This is a genomic window from Wolbachia endosymbiont (group B) of Chesias legatella (assembly GCF_964026945.1).
GTDB lineage: Bacteria > Pseudomonadota > Alphaproteobacteria > Rickettsiales > Anaplasmataceae > Wolbachia.
The window spans coordinates 801619-826819 of record NZ_OZ034711.1; the positions used below are offsets into that span (position 1 = coordinate 801619).

Genomic DNA, 25201 nt, shown 5'->3' on the forward strand with positions numbered 1-25201 from the left:
TTGTCTTACCTGTAGAGGAGAACACTTATCACAATTGTACCAGTGATAAACTTTAGTTGATATTCTAACTAAACTCAAAATGCAAGGTGGCATCAGACAGGAGTAGAACATCTAGGAGTAGAACATCTACTAGAATATCCAAAATCTTCTGAATATGAAGCTTCATCCAGCTCTTTATTTGGTAGTGCTGATAAATCTCCATTACTTATATCTGAAGGAGCAAGGCTATCATTAGTTTGTACAGATATTTCTTCAATTACTCCTTTTATTTCTTGATCACTGACTCCAACATTCTTGATTAATTCCTCCAATCTATTCAAAATCTCTAATACAGTTTCCTGCGATATAATCACTTTATCTCCTTCTCTTACATTCTCTTTGAACAAATATATCATGTTTTTTGCCAAATCTTGTGCTAAGCTCACACGATTCTGATGAACTAATGAAGATTGATCATTCAAATCTGAAATTTCTTCTTTTATAGAATGCTTCTCAAATAGTAACTCTTTGTACTTTTCATGTTGAATTTGACTTTCTTCCTCCAGATTGATGCTATAATTTTCCAACTCTTCACTGTTTTTTCTTTCTTTATTAAGAATTTTTTCTAACTCTTTAATCCTACTGAAATATTTAGTTTCTTTCTCTTCCGATTGCTTACTTAGTTCTTCTAAATCTACAGTTAGTTTAATCACTTCTTGAGTTTTTTCATTTAACTTTTCTTGTAATCGTCTTTTTTCTTCTTCTAAATCCGATGATTTAAGTATTAAATCATAAGTTTCAGAACTTTCTTTTTGCAACTGCGCTTCTAACTCTGCTATTTTTTTCTCTTTCTTTTCTAAACATGTCATCAATTCTGTTACTTTTTTAGATTCTAATTCATGTGATTGACTTTCTAATCTCTGGATTTCACTATATTTATCACCTAAATCTTTTTTAGTATCATTCAATTCTTGTTCTAACCTTTTATTTTCATTTATTGATTCATCCAGTTTAAGCTCTGATCGCCCTATTTGATTAACTAGTTTTTGTATTTTGACAACTAGAATTTTAGCATATTCTTCCAAGCCTTGCTTTTCTTGCACTAATTCAGCTTTTTCTTTACTTAACTTTTGTATCTCTTTTTGCGCTTTCCTTAACTTCTCCTCTAACTTTTCCTTCTCTACTTTTCTCCTTTCAAATTCACTCTCTACCGAATCACTTAGCTGCTTGAGTTTTTGTGTTACTTCAGCCAAAACTTCATCTTTTTCCCTTACCTTTCCATTTAATTCCTCCACCTCTCTCATTTTTTGCTGTAATTGTTCTAATATAGTTTGATTATTTCCAGTTAATCTTGTATTTTCTTTTTCCAATTTATTAATTCTTTCGTTTAAGCTGTCATCTACAACTTGTGCAATTTTGTCTTGCATTTTAGTACTGCCTATTTGAGCTTCTTTGCTGCCAAGCTCAATTTCTTGAGTTGTTTGAATGTTAATATTTCTATTACTATTTTCTATCACAATCTCAGATGATTTATGATTGCCTTTCTCCTTATTTCTAAATTTTATTTGATACAAGAATAAGTTACCTATTTTTACATCTTTATTTGCTTTCAATTGATCATCAGTAACACGATTACGCTCGATAAGTTCTATACCATTAGCATCAATATTAATTATAATAGTGCACTTTTTTCCGTCCTCATCACACCAATTCAGAGTCATTTCGTATGCACCATCAGTTACAACATAGTGCCTTATTCCTTCTTCAGAAACAAAACCGTGCATTCCATTTTTTCCATTGCTATGCAGAGTTGAAAACCCTGAAATTCCATTATCTTGACAGAAATTACTATTCAAAAACTCACTGACTTTGAATTTGTTTTTATTAGCTCCCAATTTAACTTCTGCACAACTACCATATATTGACACTGTTTCAACACCACTTTCAATATACCCATTCAATACTTTTTTAGCCTTATCTTGAAGCTCTAGTCTCGCCTCCTTTACATTATTGAAATCTTGGATAACGGCTTTATACACTTCATCTTCATTAAAATTGGCATTGTATTTTATTAAAAAAGATAATATGTGAAAACTAGCTACAGCAGTGTGAATTGATTTATTCTTTTCTTTTATCTTACCGAGCAAAAACAAAAACCTTTGAATGAAGTCATGATAATCATCTTTTTGTTCTTCAATTTTATTATTATATGAATTACCAATCATTATTACCTCACAACTAAATAATTAGTATAGTAATACGAATGCTAAGTTACATCAATCAATAAACTTACAGTAAATTTTCCATTCTCAGTTATAAGCTCTGCTTCTGTACTCTCAACCCATTCTATCACTTCAGCATTGCAAACTGACTGCAAATCATGCTGAGCAGAATAATTTAACTCATCCTCTTTTACACTCGCTTTTATCATCAACTTTTGTATAAGATGCTTAACTGATACGTTATTATCTGCTTTTATTTTTCTCACAAGGTTTAATATCTGCACGAAATTATCTCCCATTTCCTCAGAATACTTATCATAGATAAGTTCTTTCTTGTTAGGCCAATTACTTTTATTGTGAACGGAGTTATAACTATACAACTGATGATATATTTCCTCTGTAATGTATGGCAAAAATGGTGCAAATAACCGCAAAATAATATTGAGTACATATGCCAAACTCTGTTTCGCACTCATGTTTGCCTCGCTGTCCAATGCATCTCCATATGCACGTTTTTTAACTAACTCTAAGTAATTATCACAAAAATCTTTCCAAAAAAATTCTTCTATTGCGCTCAAAGCTTCGCAGTATTCAAACTGTAATAGGTTGTTCGTCGTTTTTTCTATCACTTTATATAATTTGGACAATATCCACTTATCCATCGTCTCACTGATGGAATTTATGCTCAATGCTTGATATTTTTCCATAAATATGGAAACAAATTTGCTGGCATTCCAAAGTTTCGTAACAAGTCGTTTGCCAATTTTGAAGATATTTTCAGAGTAGACTGTGTCAACTCCAAGTCTTGAGTTTGCTGCCCAATAGCGTACTACGTCAGCTCCATAGGTTTCAAGCATTACATGAGGAGTGATGACGTTACCTTTTGATTTACTCATCTTTTTTTTATCATCAGCCAAACACCAACCGCTAATCATGATATTTTTCCAGGGGAGTGAATCTGCATGATAATGCGCCTTCAAAATCGTATAAAAAGCCCAAGTTCTTATTATCTCATGGCTTTGGCTGCGCAGATCTGCAGGAAATATCTTATCATACCGATGGCTTGGTAAACCGAGCTCACTGTTTACTGCTAGTGCACTTAGTTGAGGAGTGATCGCACTTGTTGCCCAAGTATCCATCACATCTTGATCTGGAGTAACTTCTTCTTTAATATACCCTTTCGGCAAATCTTTGAGTGGATCTACAGGTAAATCCTTTACTTCAGCTAGAATGATTTTGCCTTCTTCTCCCTTACGTTTTGAATACCAAACTGGAAATGGTACACCAAAATAACGCTGTCTTGAGATGCACCAATCCCAACTTAGCCCTTCTATCCACACCTCCATACGTTTACGCATAGATTCTGGATGCCAACTACATTCACTCACTTTATCTAATACTTGAGTTTTTTGCTCTAAAGTCTTGACAAACCATTGATAAGTAGGTAATATCTCAAGTGATGCACCAGATCTTTCTGCACACTTTACGGAATGAGAAATGTTAGTACTTTCTATCAAAAGGCCCTTTTCAGTTAGGATTTCAATTATTTTCTTTCTTGCTTCTTTAACTTTTAGTCCATGGATCCCAGTGTCAGCTACTTGGATGACACCGGCATGTGGCTCCTCTGTCATCTGAGTATCTTGACACTGAGCATCTTTCTCCCCTGTCATCCCAGTGCTTGACACTGGGATCCATTTTTGATCACACACTGCATGCAGATTCATCCTTCCATCCTGATCAATTATAATTGTTACCGGCAGATTATGCTTTTGCTGCCAATATATGTCGAGCTCATCACCGAATGTACAGCACATAACAAGCCCAGTGCCTTTATCTATTTTGACCTTATCATCAGCTATTATTGGAACTTTTTCCTCTGTAATTGCCACTATGGCTATTTCTCCAATCAGATGGGCATATCGTGCATCTTCTGGATGACAAAAGACTGCAACACATGCAGGAAGTAATTCAGGTCGCGTAGTTGCAATATGAATCTGCTCATTTTTTTCAGTGGAAAAAACTATCGTGTTCAAAGATGACTCAAAGACTTTATCCTCTATTTCCGCTTGCGCAATTGCGGTTTTATCAACTGGGTCCCAAAGAATAGGTTGCATTTTCCTGTAGGCATATCCTTTGTTATATAGATCAATGAATGACATTTGAGAAAGTGTCACAGCTTCTTTACTAATTGTGTGATACTCTAAATTCCAGTCATAACTAATACCGACTGATTTAAACAATTCCTTGAATTCCTGCTTTGACTTCTCAATAACTTCATGGCACATCTCTATAAATTCTTCTCTGCCAACTTCTTTTGCACGGGTTTTATAGGTCTGCTCAACTAACCTTTCAGTGGGAAGTCCATTATCATCAAATCCAATTGGATAAAACACATCTTTCCCCAGCATACGTTGAAACCTTGCAATAAAGTCCGTATGGCAATAGCTAAATATATGTCCAATGTGCAACTTTCCCGATATCGTTGGTGGAGGCGTATCTATAGTGAAAGTATTATCCTTTTCACCATTCCATTTATAAACTTTACTACCTTCCCATAATATGTTGTATTTGTCTTCAATTTCTCTAAAGCTGTATTTTTCTTCTAACATAAATATTTTTCAATTTTAAGCTTTAAGTTAGCACAATTGAGCAAATACAGCAATTTTAATGTCTGCCATTTTGATTTAGCATTGTTATGATACAAATCCTCCTTGACTTTATAGTTTTAAACATATTCCATAATAAATTTTTAATATTGAGGTTTATTATGTTTGAGTTTCTTTGTTTAAAATATCTTAAAGATATTCTAACTAGCCGACGCTATATACCCAACTCAGCGAAAATAGAACTAGCAGAACTGATTGAAGGCGTGCTGGAATTAGAGGGTAAAAAAAGTGTAGAAGAGGTAAACAATATATTAAGAAGCAAAATGACAAATGAACTAAAAAAAGATCTTAGAAATGTTCTACGTGAGCGATACTCTTTGCCTAGCTTAGCAAAAGTAGGCTTAGCAAAACTGATTAATGAAGTATCAGATGAAATGAAACAAAAAATAAATAAACTTGAACAGCTAGAGATAGAGAATAAAGACTTGCAAACTAAAAAGGATAGAGCTGAACGGTTAAATAGAGCTTTAGAATATGCAAGGAATACAGCTCAGAACGAAAATATAGAATTAAAAGCTGAAAAGAATAAACTAAATACTCAAATCCAGCAATCACAGCAAGAAAAGAAAATATTAGAAGTCAAAAATGAAGCAAATAAACAACTAAAAGAAAAAGCAACATATATCGCTACTGCTAGTACTGGTCTTGCTGTTGGGTTAGTAGTGTATATTACACTTGAACATACAACTAAATTGGACATGTGGTTAATCGTTGTTATAGCAACAGTATCTGCATTCTTAGCTGGTGATTTAATAATGAAACCTAGCTCTCAAGTAAATGGAACACAAGAACCACAAGGAGTAGCAAATAAGAATTCAGTGTAGCTTGATATAGTTTTTTTCATTTCACTGCCTTTCCAAATTTGAAGCAGGTTGTTTGAGCCATAGTACAAAGTAAATATAGTAATTTTACACTAAAATTTTTAGTTTTGTTTCTGTGGGTTAGTTGGTACGATCCTTGCCTTTAAGAAGATGTAAAATCACAATTATTACGAATAACATTCCACCAATAACTGATATAGCTCCACCCGTAATAAAACAAGCACGTGCCAACATTGATGAAATACTTGGCAGATCTGCAACTTTTCTTAAGGCACCATATCCACCAAGCCAAACAAGTCCAGTAATGTGGAGAAAATGTCCCAAGCTATATGCATAAATCTGTAATCTTACTATGGAGCTTTTTATTTCTTTACAGCCCAATTTTGGTAACAGCCAGTAGACAAAATTCATAAAAGCTATAGTAATACCAACTACAGAACCATGATAATGCGCAGGAATAGTGACATTTCCTTCAATAGTTAGCACTCCAAGCACACCTCCATAAATGAACAATACAAACGAGTGAAGAAGATAATTGCCCTTATCATTGAGCAGAGTTTTTATGTTGCAATACACTAATATTGTTAAAAAGCACGGCAGAACTGCTCCAGCAATTCTCATATGCCAGGTAAAAAACTGTATCAATTCAGCACTATCCGCCGAATAAATAAAGTATATAAACGGCGCACCTACGGTCAAAACTGTGTTTATAAATAGTGGTAAAATGGTAATTTTATTTAGACTAATATAGCGAGCATTCAGTATGATCAAATAAACTAAAAACATTGCTTGAGCAAAGGCAAACTGCAGTAAATGTCCGCCTCCCCAAAAGAGATATTCATAAAATAAATTCTTGTCTGAGTGATATAGACCTGGAGGCATATTTTTATGTGCTAAAACAACACAAAGAAATGATGACACAAGTATAATGATCAGGCCAATTTGTCCGATTGAAAGATATGAGTCTTGTTTATTTGATATGTAGGCTAGAGCTGTATTTATCAATATGCTGGTAATGAAAAGACTGAGTCCAAGTAAAAATAATTTGTTTTGTAATACAGGTATATAGTTACTTTTGATAACTTCAGTATTTGGAACAAATGCAGATATAAACATTAGCAGCATGGAAAGGATTGAGAGAATCCATGAGAAGTTAAACCAATGATTGGTGTTTTTTAAGTTTATGATGAAGAGCAGAGATATTATAGAGCACATCCATACCAAAATTGACAAATTTACGTGTATCACCAGTGCATTATCAAAGATATATTGTGCAGAAGGAATGAGAGAAGAAATAAAAGGCAATCGTAGAAAAATAACAATTATTGACAGCACTCCAGAACAAGCAAGAGCAAGTACTGCCAAGAATATCCATTGCCTGCAAAGTGAAGCGTTATTTTGTATGTTGAGCATTTACTTTTAGGTACTATAGCATAAGATAGTATACATTTTTCAAATTGATATGAGTAGTTCAAATGAATGACATCACAACAATATCTTTCATCCTGAAAATGCTGCCTGTTTCATATTGGAGTAGTATTACTGACAGCATTAGTTTGAGCTATAGATATTTCTTTTAGTCCATACTTGATAAAAGTTATTACAGTAAGAGAATCTTTACATAATGGTATGACATTACGTTAATGCTTTTGATCCACAATTAAGAACATTTTCGTTGTGATTTACGTTTCTAGTATGTATATTAATGAATCTTGTTTTCACTAAATAATGAAAATAATAATTGTCATGATAATGTTATTGTATAGTAACTATACAATGGCAAGCGAACGAATAAGTTTAGTAGATAAAAAATTATCTCAAGGATATGTAGCTCCAATACTTACAGAAAATAGCGTTATTTTACCAGACAAGAACGGTACCTTATATTCCTTTGATATCGATAACCCAAGAGTTATAAATTGGAAATTATACCTCTCAAGTAGGAAAAAAATTGGTAATATGAGTTTATCGAGCTACAAAGAAAATGTTTTCTTTGTAGTGGATAACATTCTACACACAATAGATGCGAAAACAGGGGAGATTCAATGGGAAAAAGAATTAAGAGCTCCGGCAAGAGGGAAAGCAATAGTAATAAACAATAAGTTGGTAGTATTGACTATTGATAACTATCTACATGTATTTGATATAAAAGATGGCAGACCCATTTGGGCTTATCAAAATGGTATAAATGAGGTTCGAGGTTTATATTCCATCTCACCAGCAGTCTCTAATGATAAAATAATGGCACCATTTTCAAATGGCGAGTTAATAGCTTTTAATGAAGAAGGTAAAAAACTATGGAGCCAAAAATTAGCTACAAATCTTTTAGACACACAGCTTACAGATGTAACTACTACACCTAGAGTACACGATAATATCTTAATAGCTACGAGCAACTCTTATATTTATAGCATTGACGTAAACTCAGGAAATATTTTATGGTCAAGGCCACTACAAGTAAAAAGTATATCAAACATTGAGTCATATTATAGCCCTCTTATTCCTGCAGAGAAACAAAAAGAAGGCGGAAGAATTTTCATGGTGACTAAAGATAATAAGGTAATTGGCATCGACATACAAAGTGGAAAAACAGTTTGGACATCTGATTTTATAGAGAATGTGCAATTGTTTGTTCCAATTATGTATGCCCATACGCTTTGGGTAACAAGTAATAAAGGTTCAATATTTGCTTTTCCTGGATCTGAAAGTACAGGAAGGGTAATTAAAATACCCGGTAATGTGTTTCATGCTCCAGTATTTACCCATGGTAAGATGTATATAACGACTGAAGGAAATGGTGTTTATTCTTTAGAAAATAGGTTTGTTTTTTATGACTGATTATGATTTGATTATTATAGGTGGTGGTCCAGGTGGTTACAAATGCGCTATTGCTGCTGCAAAACTTGGACTCAAAGTTGCTTGTATAGACAAAAATAGCATTTTTGGTGGCACGTGTTTGCGAGTTGGGTGTATACCATCAAAAGCATTACTCCATTCCTCTTATCAGTATGCTAGCGCGAAAAATAATCTATCAAAACTTGGGATAAAAGTTAAGGATGTAAGTCTCGATTTGAGAGAAATGATAGGCTATAAAGACGCTAGAGTTCAGGAACTTGGAAAAGGCATAGAATATCTGTTTAACCTTTACAAAATTACTAAGATCAATGGACTTGGAAAAATTACTTCTTTTGATCAAGGCAACCTTGAAGTTTCAGTTGAAGGTAAGGTGCTGAAGACAAAAAATATAGTAATTGCAACCGGTTCTGACGTTATTTCTTTGCCAGGAATTAATATCGATGAGAAAAGTATTATTTCATCAACTGGTGCATTGTCTTTAACTGAAGTACCAAAAAAACTTGTCGTAATCGGAGCCGGGGCAATAGGGCTTGAAATGTCTTCTGTATGGAGGAGGCTAGGGTCTGAAGTCACTGTAGTAGAATTTTTTGACAGAATCGCTGCAGCAATGGATGGAGAATTAAGTAAGTCTCTACTTTCTAGTCTACAAAAACAAGGAATAAAATTTTTACTTAGAACTAAAGTTGAGGGAATAAAACAAAGTAGTAACTCTTTGAGTGTGAAAGTTTGCTCTGTAAAAGATAATCAAACAAACACTATAGAGGCGGATAAGGTATTGGTGGCAGCAGGGCGCAAACCATGCTCTGAGGGTCTTGAAAAAATAGAAAAAGACAGTCGTGGCTTTATTAAAGTCAACAATAGTTATGAAACCAACGTAAAAGGAATATTTGCTATTGGTGATGTGATTGGTGGAGCAATGCTTGCTCACAAAGCTGAGGAAGAAGGGGTGGCAGTTGCAGAGATACTAGCAAGGCAATTGCCTCACGTTGATTATGAAATCATACCGTCAGTCATTTACACCCACCCTGCAGTTTCTTCAATCGGTAAAACTGAAGAAGAACTAAAAAGTGCTGGTCGAAAGTATAAAGTTGGTAAATGTCAATTTGCTGCAAACGGTAGAGCAAAAGTCACTGACGATGCTGAGGGATTCGTGAAAGTTCTGACTTGTAGCAAAGCAGATACAATACTCGGTGTACATATCATAGGAGCATACGCTGATACGCTAATCAATGAAGCAGCGGTTGCAATGGCATATGGTGCAGCAGCAGAGGATATATACAGAATTTGTCACTCTCATCCTGATATAAATGAAGCCTTTAGGGATGCGTGCATCGATGCTTTCTTTAAAAAGTAACTGTGGACCTCGGTTCAATCATTGAAAAATGGTATGATTGGCTAAAGTACAACAGGTCTTACTCACCAAACACTTTGGAGTCATACATGAGGGACCTCAAAGATCTTATAAGTTTCCTAAATACTCACATTGGTGAAGAAGTAAATGTTGGCTCTTTAGAAAAATTAAGCATACCTGAACTGAGAAGTTGGTTTACCTCTCGTTATGCAAGAGGTGTAAATGCGAGATCTAACACTCGCGCATTGTCAGTAATCAGAAATTTTTTCAAATATATAAAAAACAATTATGAAATAAATAATGAAGCGGTATTTTCTTTATCAAGGCCAATTCAGAGAAGAACTCTACCTAAAGCACTTTCAATATCTAACATAGAAACTCTATTGAAAGAAATGAAATTGCCTGATCTAGGCGAGCCTTGGGTGGTAAAAAGAGAAATTGCAATTGTCGTTCTGCTATATGGTACGGGCTTAAGAATCACTGAAGCACTGAATCTTAAGGTTAGTGATATTAGCAATGAAAGTTTAATAGTAACAGGTAAGGGAGATAAACAAAGGCAGGTATTTATTCTTCCAGTAGTAAAAAAGTGTATACAAAAATATATAAAAGCTTGTCCCCACTTTGACGAAGCGGGACATCTTTTTGTCGGGGTAAGAGGAAAAAAATTGGGAAGAACTTATGTTGCTAATCGTTTGCAAAAAATAAGAAGATTTTTAAACTTACCAGAAATTTTATCTCCACATGCATTTCGCCATAGTTTTGCTACTCATTTGCTTCAGGAAGATATTGACATAAGATCAATACAACAGCTGCTTGGCCACTCAAGCCTTGAAACTACTCAAGTTTACACTCACCTAAATTATCAAGATGTCTTCAATATGTATAAAAACTTTCAGAAGAGTTTGAATAAAAAATCGAAATCTTAACTTCGTCTTAAATCGATAATATTGCCGAACTGAGTGCTTGCAACATCATTCAGTACTATACTTGCTTTATATAAGCAATAGTGACCAGCAGAGAAGAAAGCAAAAACGTTTTGCAAAAGGTTATGAATGAAAGAGAATAGACAGCAGAATTTAAATTAGAAGCTATGTAAAGAAACAAGTCAAGCAAATAGCAAAAGAGCTAGGCTCTGTGTACAAAATGTTAGCAGGTCAAATTAATTGAGGACGGGGATTTGCGACTAAAGTTCATGCACTTGTTGACGTACTGGGAAACCCATTCAAATTTATTTTGACCTCAGGCTAGAGGAACAAAATTACTCAGTTGACTAAAAATGTCTCTAGCTACACTATATGGCTTCTTTAAAATTTTGTTTACAGAGCCTAGAAAGAAAGCTGAGGAAAAGTAGAGGTTACCTTTACATATGAACTACATCTCAACCTGATATTGTCGTTCCTAATATGTTGGATTTCTTGCATAACTCGAATTCAAAAGTTGATGTCATTCCAGCGCGTGACACTGGAATCCAGATATTGGGTTCCAGCTGGGATGACACCTGTTTATGCAAGAAATCTATTGAAAATTGAGTTAAACTAAAAATTCAGTTTGACACACTTTTGTTAAACATTTTTGGGACGTTAAAATAAACAGATAAATAATTTTCTCTTAAGCTACTTCAACACTTTCATCATGGGTTAAAAGCAACTCCACAAGTTCTTGGCAGTTATCAACTGCACAGTCCAGTACTGTATTCCCTAAATTATTTCTAGCGTTAACGTTTGCATTGTGTTTTAGTAGCGTCCTCGTTATATCAACCTTTTGCCTAATAACAGCCAAGTGTAGTGCAGTGTTGCCATCTTTATCCTTAGCATTAATATTAGCACCTTCTCGAATAAGGCATTCTGCAATATTGCAGCTTCCAGATAAAGCAGAGTAGTGTAATAGAGTTCTACTATTTCTATCTCTAGCATTAACATTAGCACCTTTATTGATTAGAAACTCCACTATTCTTAAGTCTCCACTGAAAGTGGCTTTATAGACAACGCGGTGTAACGCTGTTTCGCCATATTCATTCTTGGCATTAACATTAGCACCTTTTTCAATTAGGCACTTCACTACATTTAATTTTCCATTCTCAGCAGCAAAAAATAATGGGGTTCTGTAGTGTTCGTCCCTAGCATCAACATAAGCATCCTCATTAATTAGGTGTTCCACTATACCCAATTCCCCAACGTCAGCAGCTAAATGTAATGGAGTCATACCACAATTGTCTTTAGCGTCAATATTAGCATACCTTTTGATTAGATATTCCACCATATCTAGATCTCCATTTATAGCAGCAATGTGTAATGGAGTCCTGCCATATTCGCCTTTAGCATTAATGTTATTATTTTTAATAATCAGGTATTTTACTATATCCAATTCCCCAGCGTAATAAGCAGCTGAATGCAATGGAGTATTATCATATTTATCTTTAGTATTAGTGCTAGCACCTTTATTGACTAGACATTTCATTACATTCAAATTTCCACTCTTAGCAGCAATATGCAACAAAGTTTGACCGTGATTGTCCTTAACATTAACAATTTTTACCAATTCACCTGGGTAATATTTTTCTATATGTGTTATTATTGCACTAATTGCTTTACAATCACCACTTTCAGCAAGCAAGTGCAAAGGGGTGCTTTTCCTTATAAACAGTGTTCCTCCATATACATAAAATGAGTTAAAGTAAAAGTTATCAATCAACTTACCGTATGTACTTGCGTATCCCCATACAAATGTAATATGGCTCATACTACCTTGTGCTAAACCACCACTGTTTATCAATTCCAAAGCTTTCCTTAGAACTTCCTCTTCTTGGCCCTCCTTTTGTAATTTTAATCTAGTTATTCCCTGCACTACTCTGTGAATACTTGCCACTTCCTCTTTCAAGTCAATCATTGAATATCTATCGAGTAGCTCAACAGCCTTCCATAACTTTTCCTTATCCTCTGCTATTAACTTTGAAAAGACTTCTTCTATATGAATCTTGTCAGGAGCAAGATAAGCCATTGTTTCCAGAATATTCAACGCTTCACAGCCATATTCTTTTTGTATATGTGTCATCGTAGTATTACAAGTTATTGAAACTGCTTCAGTATAACGATCTTCGCCTTCACAATCTCCTTCTTTAAGTGACTTTCTTGTATGTTGTTGGAACTCCTTTAAGTAATCACTTACCTCAAATCTTCCATAACCTCTCAACTTTGATTTTTTATTTTTGTTGCAAATATATACGGTTGCTTGTTTTAAAGCCAAGGGAACATACTGCAGCTTTTCTGTTAATTCTTCTATTTCCTGATCCTGTAAATTGTCCTCTATGTTCAAAGCTTTTTTAACAAACTCGCAAGCTTCTGTTTTACAAAATTCATTTAACCGTATTACTTTTATATCTCCTTCTTCTACCGAATCCCATTTTTGATCATGAGAAGTAATTAAAACATAAGGTTTTTTATGTCTAGAATGTAAAGATGAAGGTAAAAACTTTCTAATGTATTTATATTCTCTTGCATTATCGAAAATAAAAAGACTTTTTATATCTTCGAAATACCTATATACGTCTTTAATAACAGACCTGATTCCCTTTTCTTGTTCAGTGTCTTCTTCTGTAATAGAAATTTTTGAACCTTCAGGTAATCTTTTATTTAGCTTTTTAGCTAATCCTTTAAACGACTCTTCAAGATCCTTTGGTGTTTCTGCATTTATCCGTACAAGGTTACCATCATAATCTTCTTTACGTTTATAAGCATATTCTATAGCCAATCCATTCTTCCCTACTCCGTCAGGACCGCTAATGACAACTATTTGTGATACTTCCGCTTGCTCATTTGTAGTTTTGTGCAACTCTTTGTATATCTTTTGTAATTCACTCCTTCTACCAGTAAACGTTTTAACTGGATACCTCATATTAAACCAAATAGGTTCTTTACGTGCTTGCTGATTATTTAATACTTCTCCTATCTCATCAACCTTTCTTTCTATTCTCTCTACTCCTTGTTCTATCTTACCTAAAGTACTAGCCCATAGCTCCACTTCTCGAAAAAGCTCTTCTCCCTCTTTGTGCGAAAAAGGACGCGCTTTTATATCTTTTACCCAGTCTGATATTTTTTTTAGAAGATCATTACAAAAGATTTGATTGTCACCAGTATAGCCAAACTTTTTGTTCAACCTACTACTCAACTTACCTAGCAATAATTCTCTTAGCTGAGCTTCATGGGGTAAATTAACCACAAACACCGATTCATTTAAAAAGTCTTCTATCTCTTTATTGCTAACTTCCTTGCCTATCTCACGCTTTATAAAATCCATATTTTGTTTCAAGTATTGAGCAACACTACCACCTGAATCACTAATTCTATATCTTGCACTATCACCTATATCCAGAAACTCATCTTTCGTGTCTATCCTTACAAATGAAAGTTTTTTTCCTTTATTTTCTCCACTTAACATTGCTCTTAGGTTTCTTACTTCGTGTTGTATTGAATATGGTGAATCAAGATCCATATTCGTAGCAAAAAGAAAATGCTTTATTCCATCACTAAACTTTTCACTATTTTTGATTTTTAAATAGGCAGGAAAAAGTTTTAAAATACTAAACTCACCACTTTTTGTTAATAAGCTACTTACACTGATTTTTTTAGTTCCATCTTGGTTGTGCTTAGCTTGTGTAAACTCATATACTATACCTTTATTTTGCTCATGCCGGACAACAATATCATCAAAACCTTGAGCTGGCTCTAACTCTGTGTCTATGGAAAAAGAACATTCTTTACCCATCTTAGACATTAGAGATATTACGATCAATAACTCTTGAAAGGTAATACCATGGTAAAAGCGTTTGACCCCCCACTTAATTAGAATCATCTTCTAGATACATTACCCCTGTTTTTATCCTAATCTTTCACTCAAAACCAAGTTCACCACATCGGGGCTGGCTTTTCCTTTGGTGAATTTCATGACTTCACCAACAAAGAATCCATATAATCTTGTTTTACCGCTTTTGTATTCTTGAACCTTATCTTGGTTGTTATCGATGATTTTATCTATGATCTCTGATATTTGACCTTTATCGGTTATTTGCTTGAGGTCCTGTTCTTCTATAATCAAAGACGCAGGTTTGCCAGTTTCAAACATAATATCAAAAACTTGTTTGCCAAGTTTAGCAGAGATCGTTCCATCGACGATAAAGTCGAGGAGTTCGGATAAAGCATCTGCTTTAATTGGAGAGCTAACAATATCAATATTTGTTTTATTTAAACGACCGAAAAGCTCGACGGTTAACCAGGTAACTGCAATCTTTGAATCATGCTTTTTTGCTAATTTTTCAAAATAATCGGCAATTTCTTTATCAGAAGTGATAACGTCTGCATCATATTCATTGATACCTAATTCCGCTATGTATCGAAGTTTTTTTTGATCTGGCAACTCGGGTAAAGATGATTTAATAGAATCAATTTTGTCTTGGCTTATTTCAACAGGTAGCAAATCAGGTTCAGGGAAATATCTATAGTCACTTGAATCTTCTTTGCTTCTCATCACTTTTGTTTTTCCTAAAGTGACATCAAACAATAAGGTATCTTGACTTATTTCTCCTCCGCTTTCCAAAATTTTGATCTGCCTTTGTGCTTCATAATCTATAGCTTGTACAATATAACGTATTGAATTTAAGTTTTTTATTTCACAACGAGTGCCAAATGTGCTACTACCCTTTGGGCGAACAGAAACATTTGCATCACAGCGAAGTGACCCCTTTTCCATATCACCATCACATGAACCGATGTAACGCAAAATCTGCCTCAATTTTTTCATGAATTCTGCAGCTTCTGCAGATGAACGAAGATCTGGCTCTGAAACAATTTCCATTAAAGCAACACCTGCACGATTTAAATCTATGTAAGTTTTGCTTTCTTCATGAATACTCTTTCCTGCATCTTGCTCTAAGTGAATTCTTGCGATTCTTATTTCTTTTTCATTATTTTTGATAAAAACTTTGCCATTTTTAACTATTGGCTCAAAGAACTGGGTTATTTGATAACCTTGTGGTAAATCGGGATAAAAATAATTTTTCCGGTCAAAGTAAGAGCATTTATTAATTTCTGCAGAAATTGCAAGTCCGGTGCATATTGCTTGCTCTATGCAGCTATAATTTAATACTGGTAGTGTACCTGGCATTGCTGCATCAACTAGAGAAACTTGAGTATTGTGCTCAGTGCCAAATTCCGTTAGTGAACTAGAAAATAGCTTTGTCTTAGAAGAAACCTGAGCGTGTACCTCAAGTCCAATTACTGTCTCCCAGTTTTCTTTTGTCATGTATTTTATTCAATTAATAACTTTATATTCTGCAAACTAGCACAAAAAGTCAAATAAAACTCATTTAACCTATGATCCAAGAGCGGTGTATATCAATAATATAAGAGTTACTACAGTTTCTATTGACTAGGCTGTTATATAATAAAGTTAAGTGCTGCCAAAAAATATCTATAGTAGGCCAAAACATAATTTTGATGGCAACTGATTAGCTAACAAATTTATAAACATCAGTATATAGTTCATCAATGCCTGGCTCTTTACTATTTTTAGCAAAATCTTCTGACTTTTTTACTAAATCTCGTATTTCCTTATCAATAGCTTTGCATTCTTCATCAGAAGCGATTTTATTGTCTGTTATATAATGCTTTAAGGTGCTTATAGGATCATGATTTTGCTTCATATCTTCAACTTCTTCTTTTGAGCGATAAGTAGCAGGATCTGACATCGAATGGCCACGATATCTATATGTCTTCATTTCAAGCAAGAGAGGTCCTTTTCCCCCACGTACGTGCTCAGCTATTTCACTTGTTACCTCATAGACAGAGAAAAAATCCATTCCATCAACTTGTTTTCCAGGAATACCAAAACTCTCTCCTCTTTTATATAGTTCAGTTACTAAAGTTGATCTTTGCACAGAAGTTCCCATTGCGTATTCGTTATTTTCTATGATATAAACCACAGGTAACTTCCACAAAGATGCCATATTAAATGATTCATATACTTGTCCTTGATTTGCAGCACCGTCACCAAAATATGTGAATACAACGTTATCTTTTTTCTTGTATTTATTAGCAAATGCTATTCCTGTACCAATTGGGACTTGTGCACCTACTATTCCATGTCCACCAAAGAAATTTTTTTCAACATCAAATATGTGCATGGAGCCACCTTTGCCTTTTGAACACCCTGTTTCTTTGCCGGTTAGTTCTGCCATCACAACATTCGGATCAGAATTACATGCAAGCATTAAGCCATGGTCTCTATAGCTTGTGATAAAAGCATCACCAGATTTTGATGCAGCTTGAGTCCCAACTGCAACTGCTTCTTGCCCTATTGATAAGTGACAGAATCCGCCTATTAATCCCATTCCGTATAATTGTCCTGCTTTTTCCTCAAATCTGCGTATGAGAAGCATTTTTCTGTAGAATCCAATCACCTGTTCTTTAGTGAAATTTTCTGCTTTCATATTGACTTTCTTTTATTAAATTGAGATCATACCAGAAATTTTTAACATTTTATAATACTATCTATATGGACTACTATCACTGGCTTGAAGCTTTTCACGTTATCTCTGTAATTATGTGGGTGGCAGGTATGCTCTATTTGCCAAGGCTTTATGTTTACCATGCATCTGTAAAACCAGGGTCAGAAAATGACAGCTTACTTCAAATAATGGAGAAGAGACTCCTTAGATATATCATAAACCCTGCAATGCTTTTCTCCCTTAGTTTTGGAATTATGCTAATGATTATTAGGGAAGCATATCGCGAAGGGTGGTTTCATATAAAAGCGCTAGCATTATTCTTAATGTTTGCTATTCATGGCCTACTTGCAAAGCATAGGAAAAATTTTGCAGTGGGCTTGAATAAGAAAACTCACGTTTATTTTCGTGTTTTAAACGAAGCAGTAACAGTGTTAATAATAATTATAGTTATTATGGTTATTGTAAAACCTTTTTGATTTTCTAGCCTAATGCTGAACCATTGAATGGAGTATAAGAATTGTTACTAAATAGTTTATTCTGATGTTCCGTAGTCTAAGTAAAGTACTTAAGGTATAGATTCTTTGTTTTTGTGTGTTATCCTGGTTAACAAGAATTCGCAGTAGTATTATAATGAGTAAGTTAAAAAAGCTTAGTGCTGGACTTTCTTTGACAGGCCTGATTGGTAGTGATGATATAGATATGCAAAGGGCAGGAAATAGAAAGAAGAAATATCAATTTTTGGATAAGACGTTCGCATGGATTGATGCGATGATAAATTTTATTTTTAAACGTGAGAGTAATAACGTAAATGAAGTCCTAAAAGTCACATGGGGACCACTATTTTTTGGTTTAGTGGTGATATTCATCTTTTTTGGAATAGGTGGTATTTGGTCAGCTATAGCTCCAATTGACGGAGCAGTGCATGCAAGTGGAGAAGTTATTGTCTCTTCAAATAGAAAAATAGTGCAACACTTGGGTGGGGGAATAATAAGCAAAATTTTAGTAAAAGAAGGTCAAACAGTTAAAAAAGATGAGCCTTTAGTTTTATTAAGTGATGTTAACGAAAAGGCAAATTTGAGTATAATTAAAGAAAAACTCTTATCATTTTTGGCAACTGAAGCAAGACTTATTGCAATTAGGGGAGACTTAGATACGCTAGAATTTTCTGATGAGGTTAAAAGATTATCTAACGATGAACTTGTAAATAAAGCGATAAAGAATCAGGTAAAGTTGTTCAACTCTCAGAGAAAGAGTATATTAGGAAAAACTGACATACTGCAACAACGTATAAAGCAGTTAAATGATGAATTAGCAGGGCTAAATTTTCAACTAAATGCAGCCCATAAGCAATATGACTTGATAACTGAGGAGTTAGAAACAAAAAGACAATTACTTGATAGTGGCCATATAAGCAAACCACACATTTTAGCTTTAGAAAAACAGTTTGCTGAAATTGAGGGTAGAGTTGGACATTACCGTTCTGCAATATCTCAAGTACAGCAAAAGATTGGAGAAAATGAGTTAGAGATTATAAATGTGAAGAATGATGCTCAAGAAAGAGCAAATGCTGAGCTTAAGGAAGTTAATACATCTATTGCAGACTTAAAAGAGAGGCTGATGGTTGCTGAAGATTCGTTAGCACGTACAATAATTAAATCACCTCAAGATGGTATAGTTACAGATATAAGATACCACACTGAAGGTGGTGTTATACAATCTGGAGTTCCAATCATGAGTATAGTACCATCAGATGATGATCTAATAATAGATGCTAAAGTTCTAACCAGAAACATAGAAGAGATACTGTCAGCAAAAAAGAAAGATAGCAATATAGTCTCTATCGACGGACTAGAAGGGCTGAAAGTTAAAGTAAGGCTGAGCGCTTATAGTGCACGTCGCTTAAGTTTAATTAACGGTATAGTAAACCATATTTCCCCTGATGCTCTTGATGATCCAAGGATGGGGCGTTATTATTCAGTGCGAGTGGTGATACCAAAATCAGAACTTGCTCAATTTAAAAACGTATACCTATATCCTGGTATGCCAGCAGAAGTATATATAGTTACTCAATCCCGCACTCTTTTATCGTTCTTGTTTACACCTATAATTGCAACATTCGATAGATCTTTCATAGAGAGATAATTTATTTTGCTTTTCTAAAAATTTGTTTACAGACCCCAACTATGGATTAAATAAAGAGATAAAAGTGCAGCTAAGAAGAGGAAAACAGGGTAAGCTCGAGTATTTTAGCAATAATTAAGAGGTTACCCATGAAGAAAGATATTTTACTGTTGCGTCGAGGATTTTTGTCGCACAGTCGATGATAATTTTGCTAATATGCTCCTATCAAAAGGCAGAAAACCCACTAGAATACCAGACTTCGGAAATTCTCACCATAATTCTATTATATCATCAATCCCCTTGCAAAAATTTCAAAGCTTTTTACCTACTTTATCTGCCGCTTTATAAATCTGAATTTTCTAAGTTGCCAACATATGACCGATTTATCGCTCTTAAATCACGAGTTTTATGGATTACTTTTGCAATGGTTCTGTAAACAAGCAAAAATCTTCCTACATAGACACTTCTACAATCGCTGTTTGCCAAAAAAAAAGGATCTCCAAGAACAAATGGTAAGAGCACGTATGGTTGGTTTTTTGGCTTTAAATTGCACTTGGTGATTAACGAAATTGGAATCACTTACTCTAACTAAAGGTAACGTTGATGACAGAAAACCTTTGCCAATTCTTACTAAAAGACTGACCGGACTTTTGTTCAGAGATAAGGGCTATATAAAGAAAGAGCTCTTTGAGAAACTCTTCGATAGAGGCCTAAAACTCGTCACTAAAGTAAAAAAAGGCATGAAAAACGTACTCATTTCACTTAAAGAGAATAAGGAAAAGATCGATTATTGAGACTGTTTTCGACTCCTTGAAAAACAAATTTGAGATTGAGCACACAAGACACAGATCGCCAACAAATTTCCTAATTCATGTTTTTTCTGTTCTGATTTCCTATTCCATGCAGTCGAAAAAGCCCTCTATTTCTATGCCTTTCTTTGCTGGCTAATCCATAGTTGGGGTTACAGAGTTTGATATGCAAAAAAATTTACACACAAGTATAGTATTTCCTAAAGTAAATGATAAAGGTATAATGAAGTATTTGAGTTATAATGGCATATAGTGTGGATTTAAGGGAAAAGGCAGTATTGATGATAGAAAAAGGGAAGACAAAGGTTGAGATAGCAGAGCTCATGGAGATAGGAATAGCAACTCTGTACCGCTGGTTAAAAAAGAAAGCTGCTGGTGAAAGCCTAAAGCCATCTAAAAACGGTAGCTTTATTCGAAAAATAGACCCAAAAATACTCGAAGAATATGTTACAAAGAATCCAGATCATACTCTGGCAGAGATGAAACAAAATCTTGGATTTGGAATAAATTCAATTTGGTATAGACTAAAACAGCTAAAAATTACTTTAAAAAAAAGTCACACTATATCAAGAGCGCAATCAAGAAGATAGGCAGCAATTTATTGATAAAATCTCAAAAATAGACCATTCCAGCATCTTATATATAGATGAAGCAGGAGTTGATAATAAGTTATACCGAGAATATGGACGTGCTCCAAGAGGAAAGAAAATTTATGCAGATATTCCAGGGAGAACTCGAGAGAGAATCAGTATAGTAGCCGGGTGGATTGGAATGAGATTTATTGCACCAATGACTTTCAAAGGTGGGTGTGACAAAGAGGTATTCAATATATGGTTGGAGAAGATGTTATTACCTAAATTGCCACTTGGCACAACCATAGTTATGGATAATGCTACATTTCATAAGACCACTAAAACAAAATCATTAATAGAGTCTTTTGGCTGTCATGTGCTGTATCTTCCAACATATTCACCAGATTTGAATCCCATAGAACACTGTTGGCATACCATCAAAAGCCGCCTCAGACCTCTAATGTATAAATGTACAGACTTACAACTTTTGGTTGGTAATACCATAATGGAAATTTATCATTCATTTTAGAAAATACTATAGTGTATTATTTTATAATTATTTTCTATAATATGTAAATCTTTGATTTAAGATGCAAATGCTAACGTAAACATTAAAGGTTAATTAGTAAACTCAGCTGTATAATAGAATTAAAGGAATTAGTAAGATTTTTACCTCAATGAATTATAAATAGGCAAACTTACCTAAAGTTTAATAGTGTCTGTTACTGCTTTTAGGTGTGAGGCTAGAGGGTTATTAGCAATAACAGACACTATTAAACTTATTATAGAACTTCCTTAAAGTAAATACTTAACTTAAAATATTATAATATTTTAACTTAAAATAGATTCATGTAAATGCTTTTTCCTCAAGTTAGTATCGTATTAGTATATTTATTAAATGCTAAAAAAACATTAATCATCATTTACTTTTGATTCAATATTTAGCAAAACACTTGTGTACATTCTATAATCTCTGTTTGCATAGTAAGTGTATATATATTATTATACAGTTAGTTTTACAGCAAAAAATATGGTGAAGTTATTTGCATTATTGATAATGTTTTACTCAAACATATCAATTGCTTCTGCTCCTACTTCTTGGCAATTTGGATTTCCTACGCCTGCAACTGAGATAATGGAGGCTGTAGTTAAGTCACATTCGTTTGTGATGAGTGTAATGATTGCAATTATGCTTTTTGTATGGGCCCTGCTTGCTTATGTAGTATTTCGCTTTCGTAAGGGCAAAGTGAAAAATGTCAGTAAAATAACTCATAATATCTTTGTAGAAATTGTCTGGTTTGTTATACCAACGATTATTGTTGGGGTATTGGCTTTTAAAAATGCTGAATTAATTAAACTACAGGAGAAAGTGCCAAAAGCTGACATAACACTAAAAGTTATTGGTCATCAATGGTATTGGAGTTACCAGTACCCAGAATATCAAGGTATTTCATTTGACAGCTATATAAAAGGAAAAGAAGACTTTACCGAAAGAGATTTAAAACTATTCTCTGTTGATAATAACGTTATTTTACCTATCAATACTAATATTCGTTTACAAGTGACAGCAGGAGATGTAATACATAGCTGGGGAATACCGGCTTTTGGTATAAAAATTGATGCAATACCAGGTAGGCTGAATGAAGCATGGTTTAACGTTACAAAGCCCGGTATTTATTATGGGCAATGTTATGAACTATGTGGTCAAGGTCATGGATTTATGCCAATTGTTGTTGAAGCAGTGAGTAAAGAAGATTTTAATAAGTGGATTGAAGATAAAAAATTAGTAAGTTAAGTTTGGAGTATAGATATGAGTGATGTACCAAAAGGTATAAGACGTTGGCTGTTTTCTACTAATCACAAAGATATAGGGACACTATACATTATTTTTTCCATATTAGCTGGAATTATTGGTGGATTATTATCGGTAATTATTCGTACTCAGCTAATGCACATTAATATACTTAACAATAATTACCAGCTATATAACGTAATGATTACAGGGCATGCGGTAATAATGGTGTTTTTTATGATAATGCCAGCCTTAATGGGAGGATTTGGTAATTGGTTCGTACCTCTCATGATTGGTGCACCAGATATGGCATTTCCTCGTATGAATAATTTAAGTTTTTGGTTGTTAGTTTCATCTTTTATTTTGCTTATCCTCTCGGTATTTGCTGGCGAAGGTCCTGGAACAGGATGGACTTTATACCCACCTTTGTCGCAAATTATGTCCCACCCAAGTGCAGGAGTTGATCTTGCTATACTTGCACTTCATGTTGCTGGTATGTCATCAATTGTTGGGGCGATCAACTTTATAGTCACTATATTCAATATGCGTGCAAAAGGTATGTCACTCACTAAAATGCCACTATTTGTTTGGTCTGTTTTACTAACGTCATTTATGTTAATTGTTGCCTTACCGGTACTTGCTGGTGCTATAACTATGCTGCTAACTGATCGCAATATTGGTACTTCCTTTTTTGATCCTGCTGGTGGCGGTGATCCTGTGTTATTTCAACACCTGTTTTGGTTTTTTGGTCATCCAGAAGTTTACATAATTATTTTCCCTGCATTTGGCATCATAAGTCAAGTTGTATCAACTTTTTCCCATAGGCCAGTATTTGGCTATAAAGGGATGGTTTATGCTATGATAGGTATAGCAGCATTTGGCTTTATGGTTTGGGCTCATCATATGTTTACTGTTGGGCTTAGCGAAGATGCTGCTGTGTTTTTTAGCACTACAACAATTTTTATTGGTGTTATAACTGGTGTAAAAGTCTTTAGCTGGATTGCAACTATGTGGGGTGGGGCAATTGAATTTAAAACCCCTATGCTATTTGCGCTAGGTTTTATTTTTATGTTTGTTGGTGGGGGTATAACCGGAATAATTCTTTCTCACGGTGGAATAGATAAACTTTTACACGATACCTATTATGTCGTTGCTCACTTTCACTATGTCATGTCGCTTGCTGCATTATTTGGAGCCTTCGCTGGTTTTTATTATTGGATAGGCAAAATGTCAGGTAAGCAATATAACGAGTGTTTAGGAAAGGTACACTTTTGGCTCACTTTTATTAGCACCAATGTTACTTTCTTACCTCAGCATTTCCTGGGATTAGCCGGCATGCCAAGGCGTATACCTGATTATCCCGACGCGTTTATCCCTTGGAATTATATATCCTCAGTTGGCTCATATATGTCCTTTGTTTCAGTTATGTTTTTTGTGTTTATAGTTATACATCTCTTCAAATGGGGCAAGAAAGCTGGAGATAATCCTTGGGAAGGTGACACTTTAGAATGGACGGTATCTTCACCACCGCCTTTTCATACTTTTGAAAAACCACCAGTGATAAAATAGAATGTACACAAGTGTTTTGCTAAATGTTGAATCAACAATACTGGATTTTTGGCATTTGCTAAAGCCAAGGATAATGTACCTTGTAGTGTTTACTGCAATTGCTGGAATAGTTGCTGCACCAGGTAGCATTCATCCTTTCCTTGCACTAATATCTCTTATGTGCATTGCTCTTGGTTCAGGATCTGCAGGTGCAATAAATATGTGGTATGACAGAGATATAGACTTGCTTATGGAGAGAACAAAAAACCGCCCTATACCTTCAGGTAGAGTTTCTGCAGAAAGCGCGCTTGAATTTGGCATAACTCTTGGAATATTGTCAGTATTTATCATGGCAATAGCAGTGAACTATGTTTCTGCTGCTTTGCTTGCAATTAGCATATTATTTTATGTTTTTGTGTATACAATTTGGCTCAAAAGGCGTACTCCGCAGAATATTGTTATTGGTGGTGCAGCAGGTGCTTTTCCTCCAATGATTGGCTGGGCGGTTGTAACTGACTCTGTAAGCTGGGAAAGTTGTATTCTATTTTTAATAATTTTTATGTGGACTCCACCACATTTTTGGGCTCTATCCTTAAATAGATCTGAAGATTATACAAAAGCATCGATTCCAATGTTCAATATCGTTTATGGTCCAGAAAAAACGAGGAAATATATATTAATCTATAGCGTGTTACTCGTATTAACTAGCTTACTCCCAGCACTATTTTTGAAAAAGGCTCTATTTTACCTCAGTATGGCAATTATTGAAGGGTGTGTTTTTATTTGGTTTGCTGCATCCGTTATAAGGCTTAAGAGTCATAGCTCGCAGAAAAAAATGTTTTCTTATTCGATTTCTTATCTATTTTCTCTGTTTGCCAGCGTTATTTACTGCTCTATTGATTTGTTTTAACCATGAAAGAACATAAAAACTATCTTTTACTTTCTCTTCTAATAATGCTCGTTGTA

18 protein-coding genes and 1 pseudogene are annotated in these 25201 nt (G+C 34.4%); 13 read left to right on the plus strand and 6 right to left on the minus strand.

The genetic code is table 11. The features are described 5' to 3' along the window. Positions 1-92 precede the first annotated feature (92 nt). Both AAGD65_RS03670 and AAGD65_RS03675 read right to left on the minus strand, forming a co-directional pair. The gene (locus AAGD65_RS03670) at positions 93-2204 is read right to left on the minus strand and encodes a hypothetical protein (RefSeq protein ID WP_341810877.1); all 2112 of its coding nucleotides are present in this window, start codon (positions 2202-2204) and stop codon (positions 93-95) included. Between the two features lie 41 nt (positions 2205-2245). Then, entirely contained in the window at positions 2246-4810 is a 2565-nt protein-coding gene (locus AAGD65_RS03675) for a valine--tRNA ligase (RefSeq protein ID WP_264682736.1), read from the minus strand. A 158-nt stretch (positions 4811-4968) separates the two neighbouring features. Between AAGD65_RS03675 and AAGD65_RS03680 the strand changes: the two genes are divergently transcribed. Beyond that, positions 4969-5691, plus strand: a complete 723-nt coding sequence (locus AAGD65_RS03680) for a hypothetical protein (RefSeq protein WP_264682737.1) — start codon at positions 4969-4971, stop codon at positions 5689-5691. A gap of 117 nt (positions 5692-5808) precedes the next feature. Here the strand turns inward: AAGD65_RS03680 and AAGD65_RS03685 are convergent, their stop codons facing one another. Then, entirely contained in the window at positions 5809-7014 is a 1206-nt protein-coding gene (locus AAGD65_RS03685) for a cbb3-type cytochrome c oxidase subunit I (protein WP_264683433.1), read from the minus strand. Between AAGD65_RS03685 and AAGD65_RS03690 the strand changes: the two genes are divergently transcribed. The 4 genes from AAGD65_RS03690 to AAGD65_RS03705 all read left to right on the plus strand — a co-directional run bounded on the left by AAGD65_RS03690 (position 6932) and on the right by AAGD65_RS03705 (position 10821). Then, on the plus strand, positions 6932-7111 hold the full coding sequence (locus AAGD65_RS03690) for a hypothetical protein (protein ID WP_264683435.1): 180 nt from the start codon (positions 6932-6934) through the stop codon (positions 7109-7111). The two genes, AAGD65_RS03685 and AAGD65_RS03690, sit on opposite strands and share 83 nt — an antisense overlap. A 305-nt stretch (positions 7112-7416) precedes the next feature. Then, on the plus strand, positions 7417-8526 hold the full coding sequence (locus AAGD65_RS03695; protein WP_264682738.1) for a PQQ-binding-like beta-propeller repeat protein: 1110 nt from the start codon (positions 7417-7419) through the stop codon (positions 8524-8526). Then, positions 8519-9898, plus strand: coding sequence for a dihydrolipoyl dehydrogenase (lpdA, locus tag AAGD65_RS03700; RefSeq protein ID WP_264376823.1), 1380 nt, complete (start codon positions 8519-8521; stop codon positions 9896-9898). Before AAGD65_RS03695 ends, lpdA begins: the two co-directional genes overlap by 8 nt. Before the next feature lie 2 nt (positions 9899-9900). Next, complete coding sequence (locus AAGD65_RS03705; protein ID WP_010401376.1) at positions 9901-10821, plus strand: tyrosine-type recombinase/integrase; 921 nt, start codon at positions 9901-9903, stop codon at positions 10819-10821. A gap of 682 nt (positions 10822-11503) precedes the next feature. On the opposite strand, the gene AAGD65_RS03710 is transcribed toward AAGD65_RS03705, so the two are convergent. The 3 genes from AAGD65_RS03710 to pdhA form a co-directional block, all read right to left on the minus strand. Then, on the minus strand, positions 11504-14743 hold the full coding sequence (locus AAGD65_RS03710; protein ID WP_341810878.1) for an ankyrin repeat domain-containing protein: 3240 nt from the start codon (positions 14741-14743) through the stop codon (positions 11504-11506). Positions 14744-14767: 24 nt separating this feature from the next. Then, a complete protein-coding gene (gene gatB / locus AAGD65_RS03715) occupies positions 14768-16189 on the minus strand; it encodes an Asp-tRNA(Asn)/Glu-tRNA(Gln) amidotransferase subunit GatB (protein WP_264682740.1) in 1422 nt (473 codons plus the stop codon). 205 nt (positions 16190-16394) lie between these two features. Then, positions 16395-17375 carry a pyruvate dehydrogenase (acetyl-transferring) E1 component subunit alpha gene (gene pdhA, locus AAGD65_RS03720; RefSeq protein WP_264682741.1) on the minus strand — a complete coding sequence of 327 codons (981 nt, stop codon included), beginning with the start codon at positions 17373-17375 and terminating at the stop codon, positions 16395-16397. 65 nt (positions 17376-17440) lie between these two features. Here pdhA and hemJ point away from each other — a divergent pair, with 65 nt between their 5' ends. From hemJ to AAGD65_RS03760, 8 genes and pseudogenes are all read left to right on the plus strand, one after another. Continuing rightward, entirely contained in the window at positions 17441-17869 is a 429-nt protein-coding gene (gene hemJ, locus AAGD65_RS03725) for a protoporphyrinogen oxidase HemJ (RefSeq protein WP_264374712.1), read from the plus strand. 154 nt (positions 17870-18023) lie between these two features. Continuing rightward, positions 18024-19535: an HlyD family type I secretion periplasmic adaptor subunit gene (locus AAGD65_RS03730; protein ID WP_264374713.1), complete on the plus strand. Its 1512-nt coding sequence runs from the start codon at positions 18024-18026 to the stop codon at positions 19533-19535. Positions 19536-19673: 138 nt separating this feature from the next. Then, positions 19674-20462 (plus strand): annotated as a pseudogene (locus AAGD65_RS03735) (IS982 family transposase). A 103-nt stretch (positions 20463-20565) separates the two neighbouring features. Continuing rightward, positions 20566-20913 carry a transposase gene (locus tag AAGD65_RS03740; protein ID WP_264336399.1) on the plus strand — a complete coding sequence of 116 codons (348 nt, stop codon included), beginning with the start codon at positions 20566-20568 and terminating at the stop codon, positions 20911-20913. Positions 20914-20941: 28 nt separating this feature from the next. After that, positions 20942-21424 carry an IS630 family transposase gene (locus AAGD65_RS03745; RefSeq protein ID WP_252154099.1) on the plus strand — a complete coding sequence of 161 codons (483 nt, stop codon included), beginning with the start codon at positions 20942-20944 and terminating at the stop codon, positions 21422-21424. 501 nt (positions 21425-21925) lie between these two features. Further along, positions 21926-22690, plus strand: coding sequence for a cytochrome c oxidase subunit II (coxB, locus tag AAGD65_RS03750; protein WP_264683439.1), 765 nt, complete (start codon positions 21926-21928; stop codon positions 22688-22690). A gap of 15 nt (positions 22691-22705) precedes the next feature. After that, entirely contained in the window at positions 22706-24256 is a 1551-nt protein-coding gene (gene ctaD, locus AAGD65_RS03755) for a cytochrome c oxidase subunit I (RefSeq protein WP_264682742.1), read from the plus strand. Position 24257: 1 nt separating this feature from the next. Continuing rightward, positions 24258-25145, plus strand: a complete 888-nt coding sequence (locus AAGD65_RS03760) for a heme o synthase (RefSeq protein WP_052264838.1) — start codon at positions 24258-24260, stop codon at positions 25143-25145. Positions 25146-25201: the final 56 nt, after the last annotated feature.

What these genes read in the sequence shown, in the direction of transcription:
- AAGD65_RS03670 (WP_341810877.1), bottom strand. Translation starts at nt 2,204, where the DNA reads ATGATTGGTAATTCATATAATAATAAAATTGAAGAACAAAAAGATGAT.
- AAGD65_RS03675 (WP_264682736.1), bottom strand. Translation starts at nt 4,810, where the DNA reads ATGTTAGAAGAAAAATACAGCTTTAGAGAAATTGAAGACAAATACAAC.
- AAGD65_RS03680 (WP_264682737.1), top strand. Translation starts at nt 4,969, where the DNA reads ATGTTTGAGTTTCTTTGTTTAAAATATCTTAAAGATATTCTAACTAGC.
- AAGD65_RS03695 (WP_264682738.1), top strand. Translation starts at nt 7,417, where the DNA reads ATGAAAATAATAATTGTCATGATAATGTTATTGTATAGTAACTATACA.
- lpdA (WP_264376823.1), top strand. Translation starts at nt 8,519, where the DNA reads ATGACTGATTATGATTTGATTATTATAGGTGGTGGTCCAGGTGGTTAC.
- AAGD65_RS03710 (WP_341810878.1), bottom strand. Translation starts at nt 14,743, where the DNA reads ATGATTCTAATTAAGTGGGGGGTCAAACGCTTTTACCATGGTATTACC.
- gatB (WP_264682740.1), bottom strand. Translation starts at nt 16,189, where the DNA reads ATGACAAAAGAAAACTGGGAGACAGTAATTGGACTTGAGGTACACGCT.
- pdhA (WP_264682741.1), bottom strand. Translation starts at nt 17,375, where the DNA reads ATGAAAGCAGAAAATTTCACTAAAGAACAGGTGATTGGATTCTACAGA.
- hemJ (WP_264374712.1), top strand. Translation starts at nt 17,441, where the DNA reads ATGGACTACTATCACTGGCTTGAAGCTTTTCACGTTATCTCTGTAATT.
- AAGD65_RS03730 (WP_264374713.1), top strand. Translation starts at nt 18,024, where the DNA reads ATGAGTAAGTTAAAAAAGCTTAGTGCTGGACTTTCTTTGACAGGCCTG.
- AAGD65_RS03740 (WP_264336399.1), top strand. Translation starts at nt 20,566, where the DNA reads ATGGCATATAGTGTGGATTTAAGGGAAAAGGCAGTATTGATGATAGAA.
- coxB (WP_264683439.1), top strand. Translation starts at nt 21,926, where the DNA reads ATGGTGAAGTTATTTGCATTATTGATAATGTTTTACTCAAACATATCA.
- ctaD (WP_264682742.1), top strand. Translation starts at nt 22,706, where the DNA reads ATGAGTGATGTACCAAAAGGTATAAGACGTTGGCTGTTTTCTACTAAT.
- AAGD65_RS03760 (WP_052264838.1), top strand. Translation starts at nt 24,258, where the DNA reads ATGTACACAAGTGTTTTGCTAAATGTTGAATCAACAATACTGGATTTT.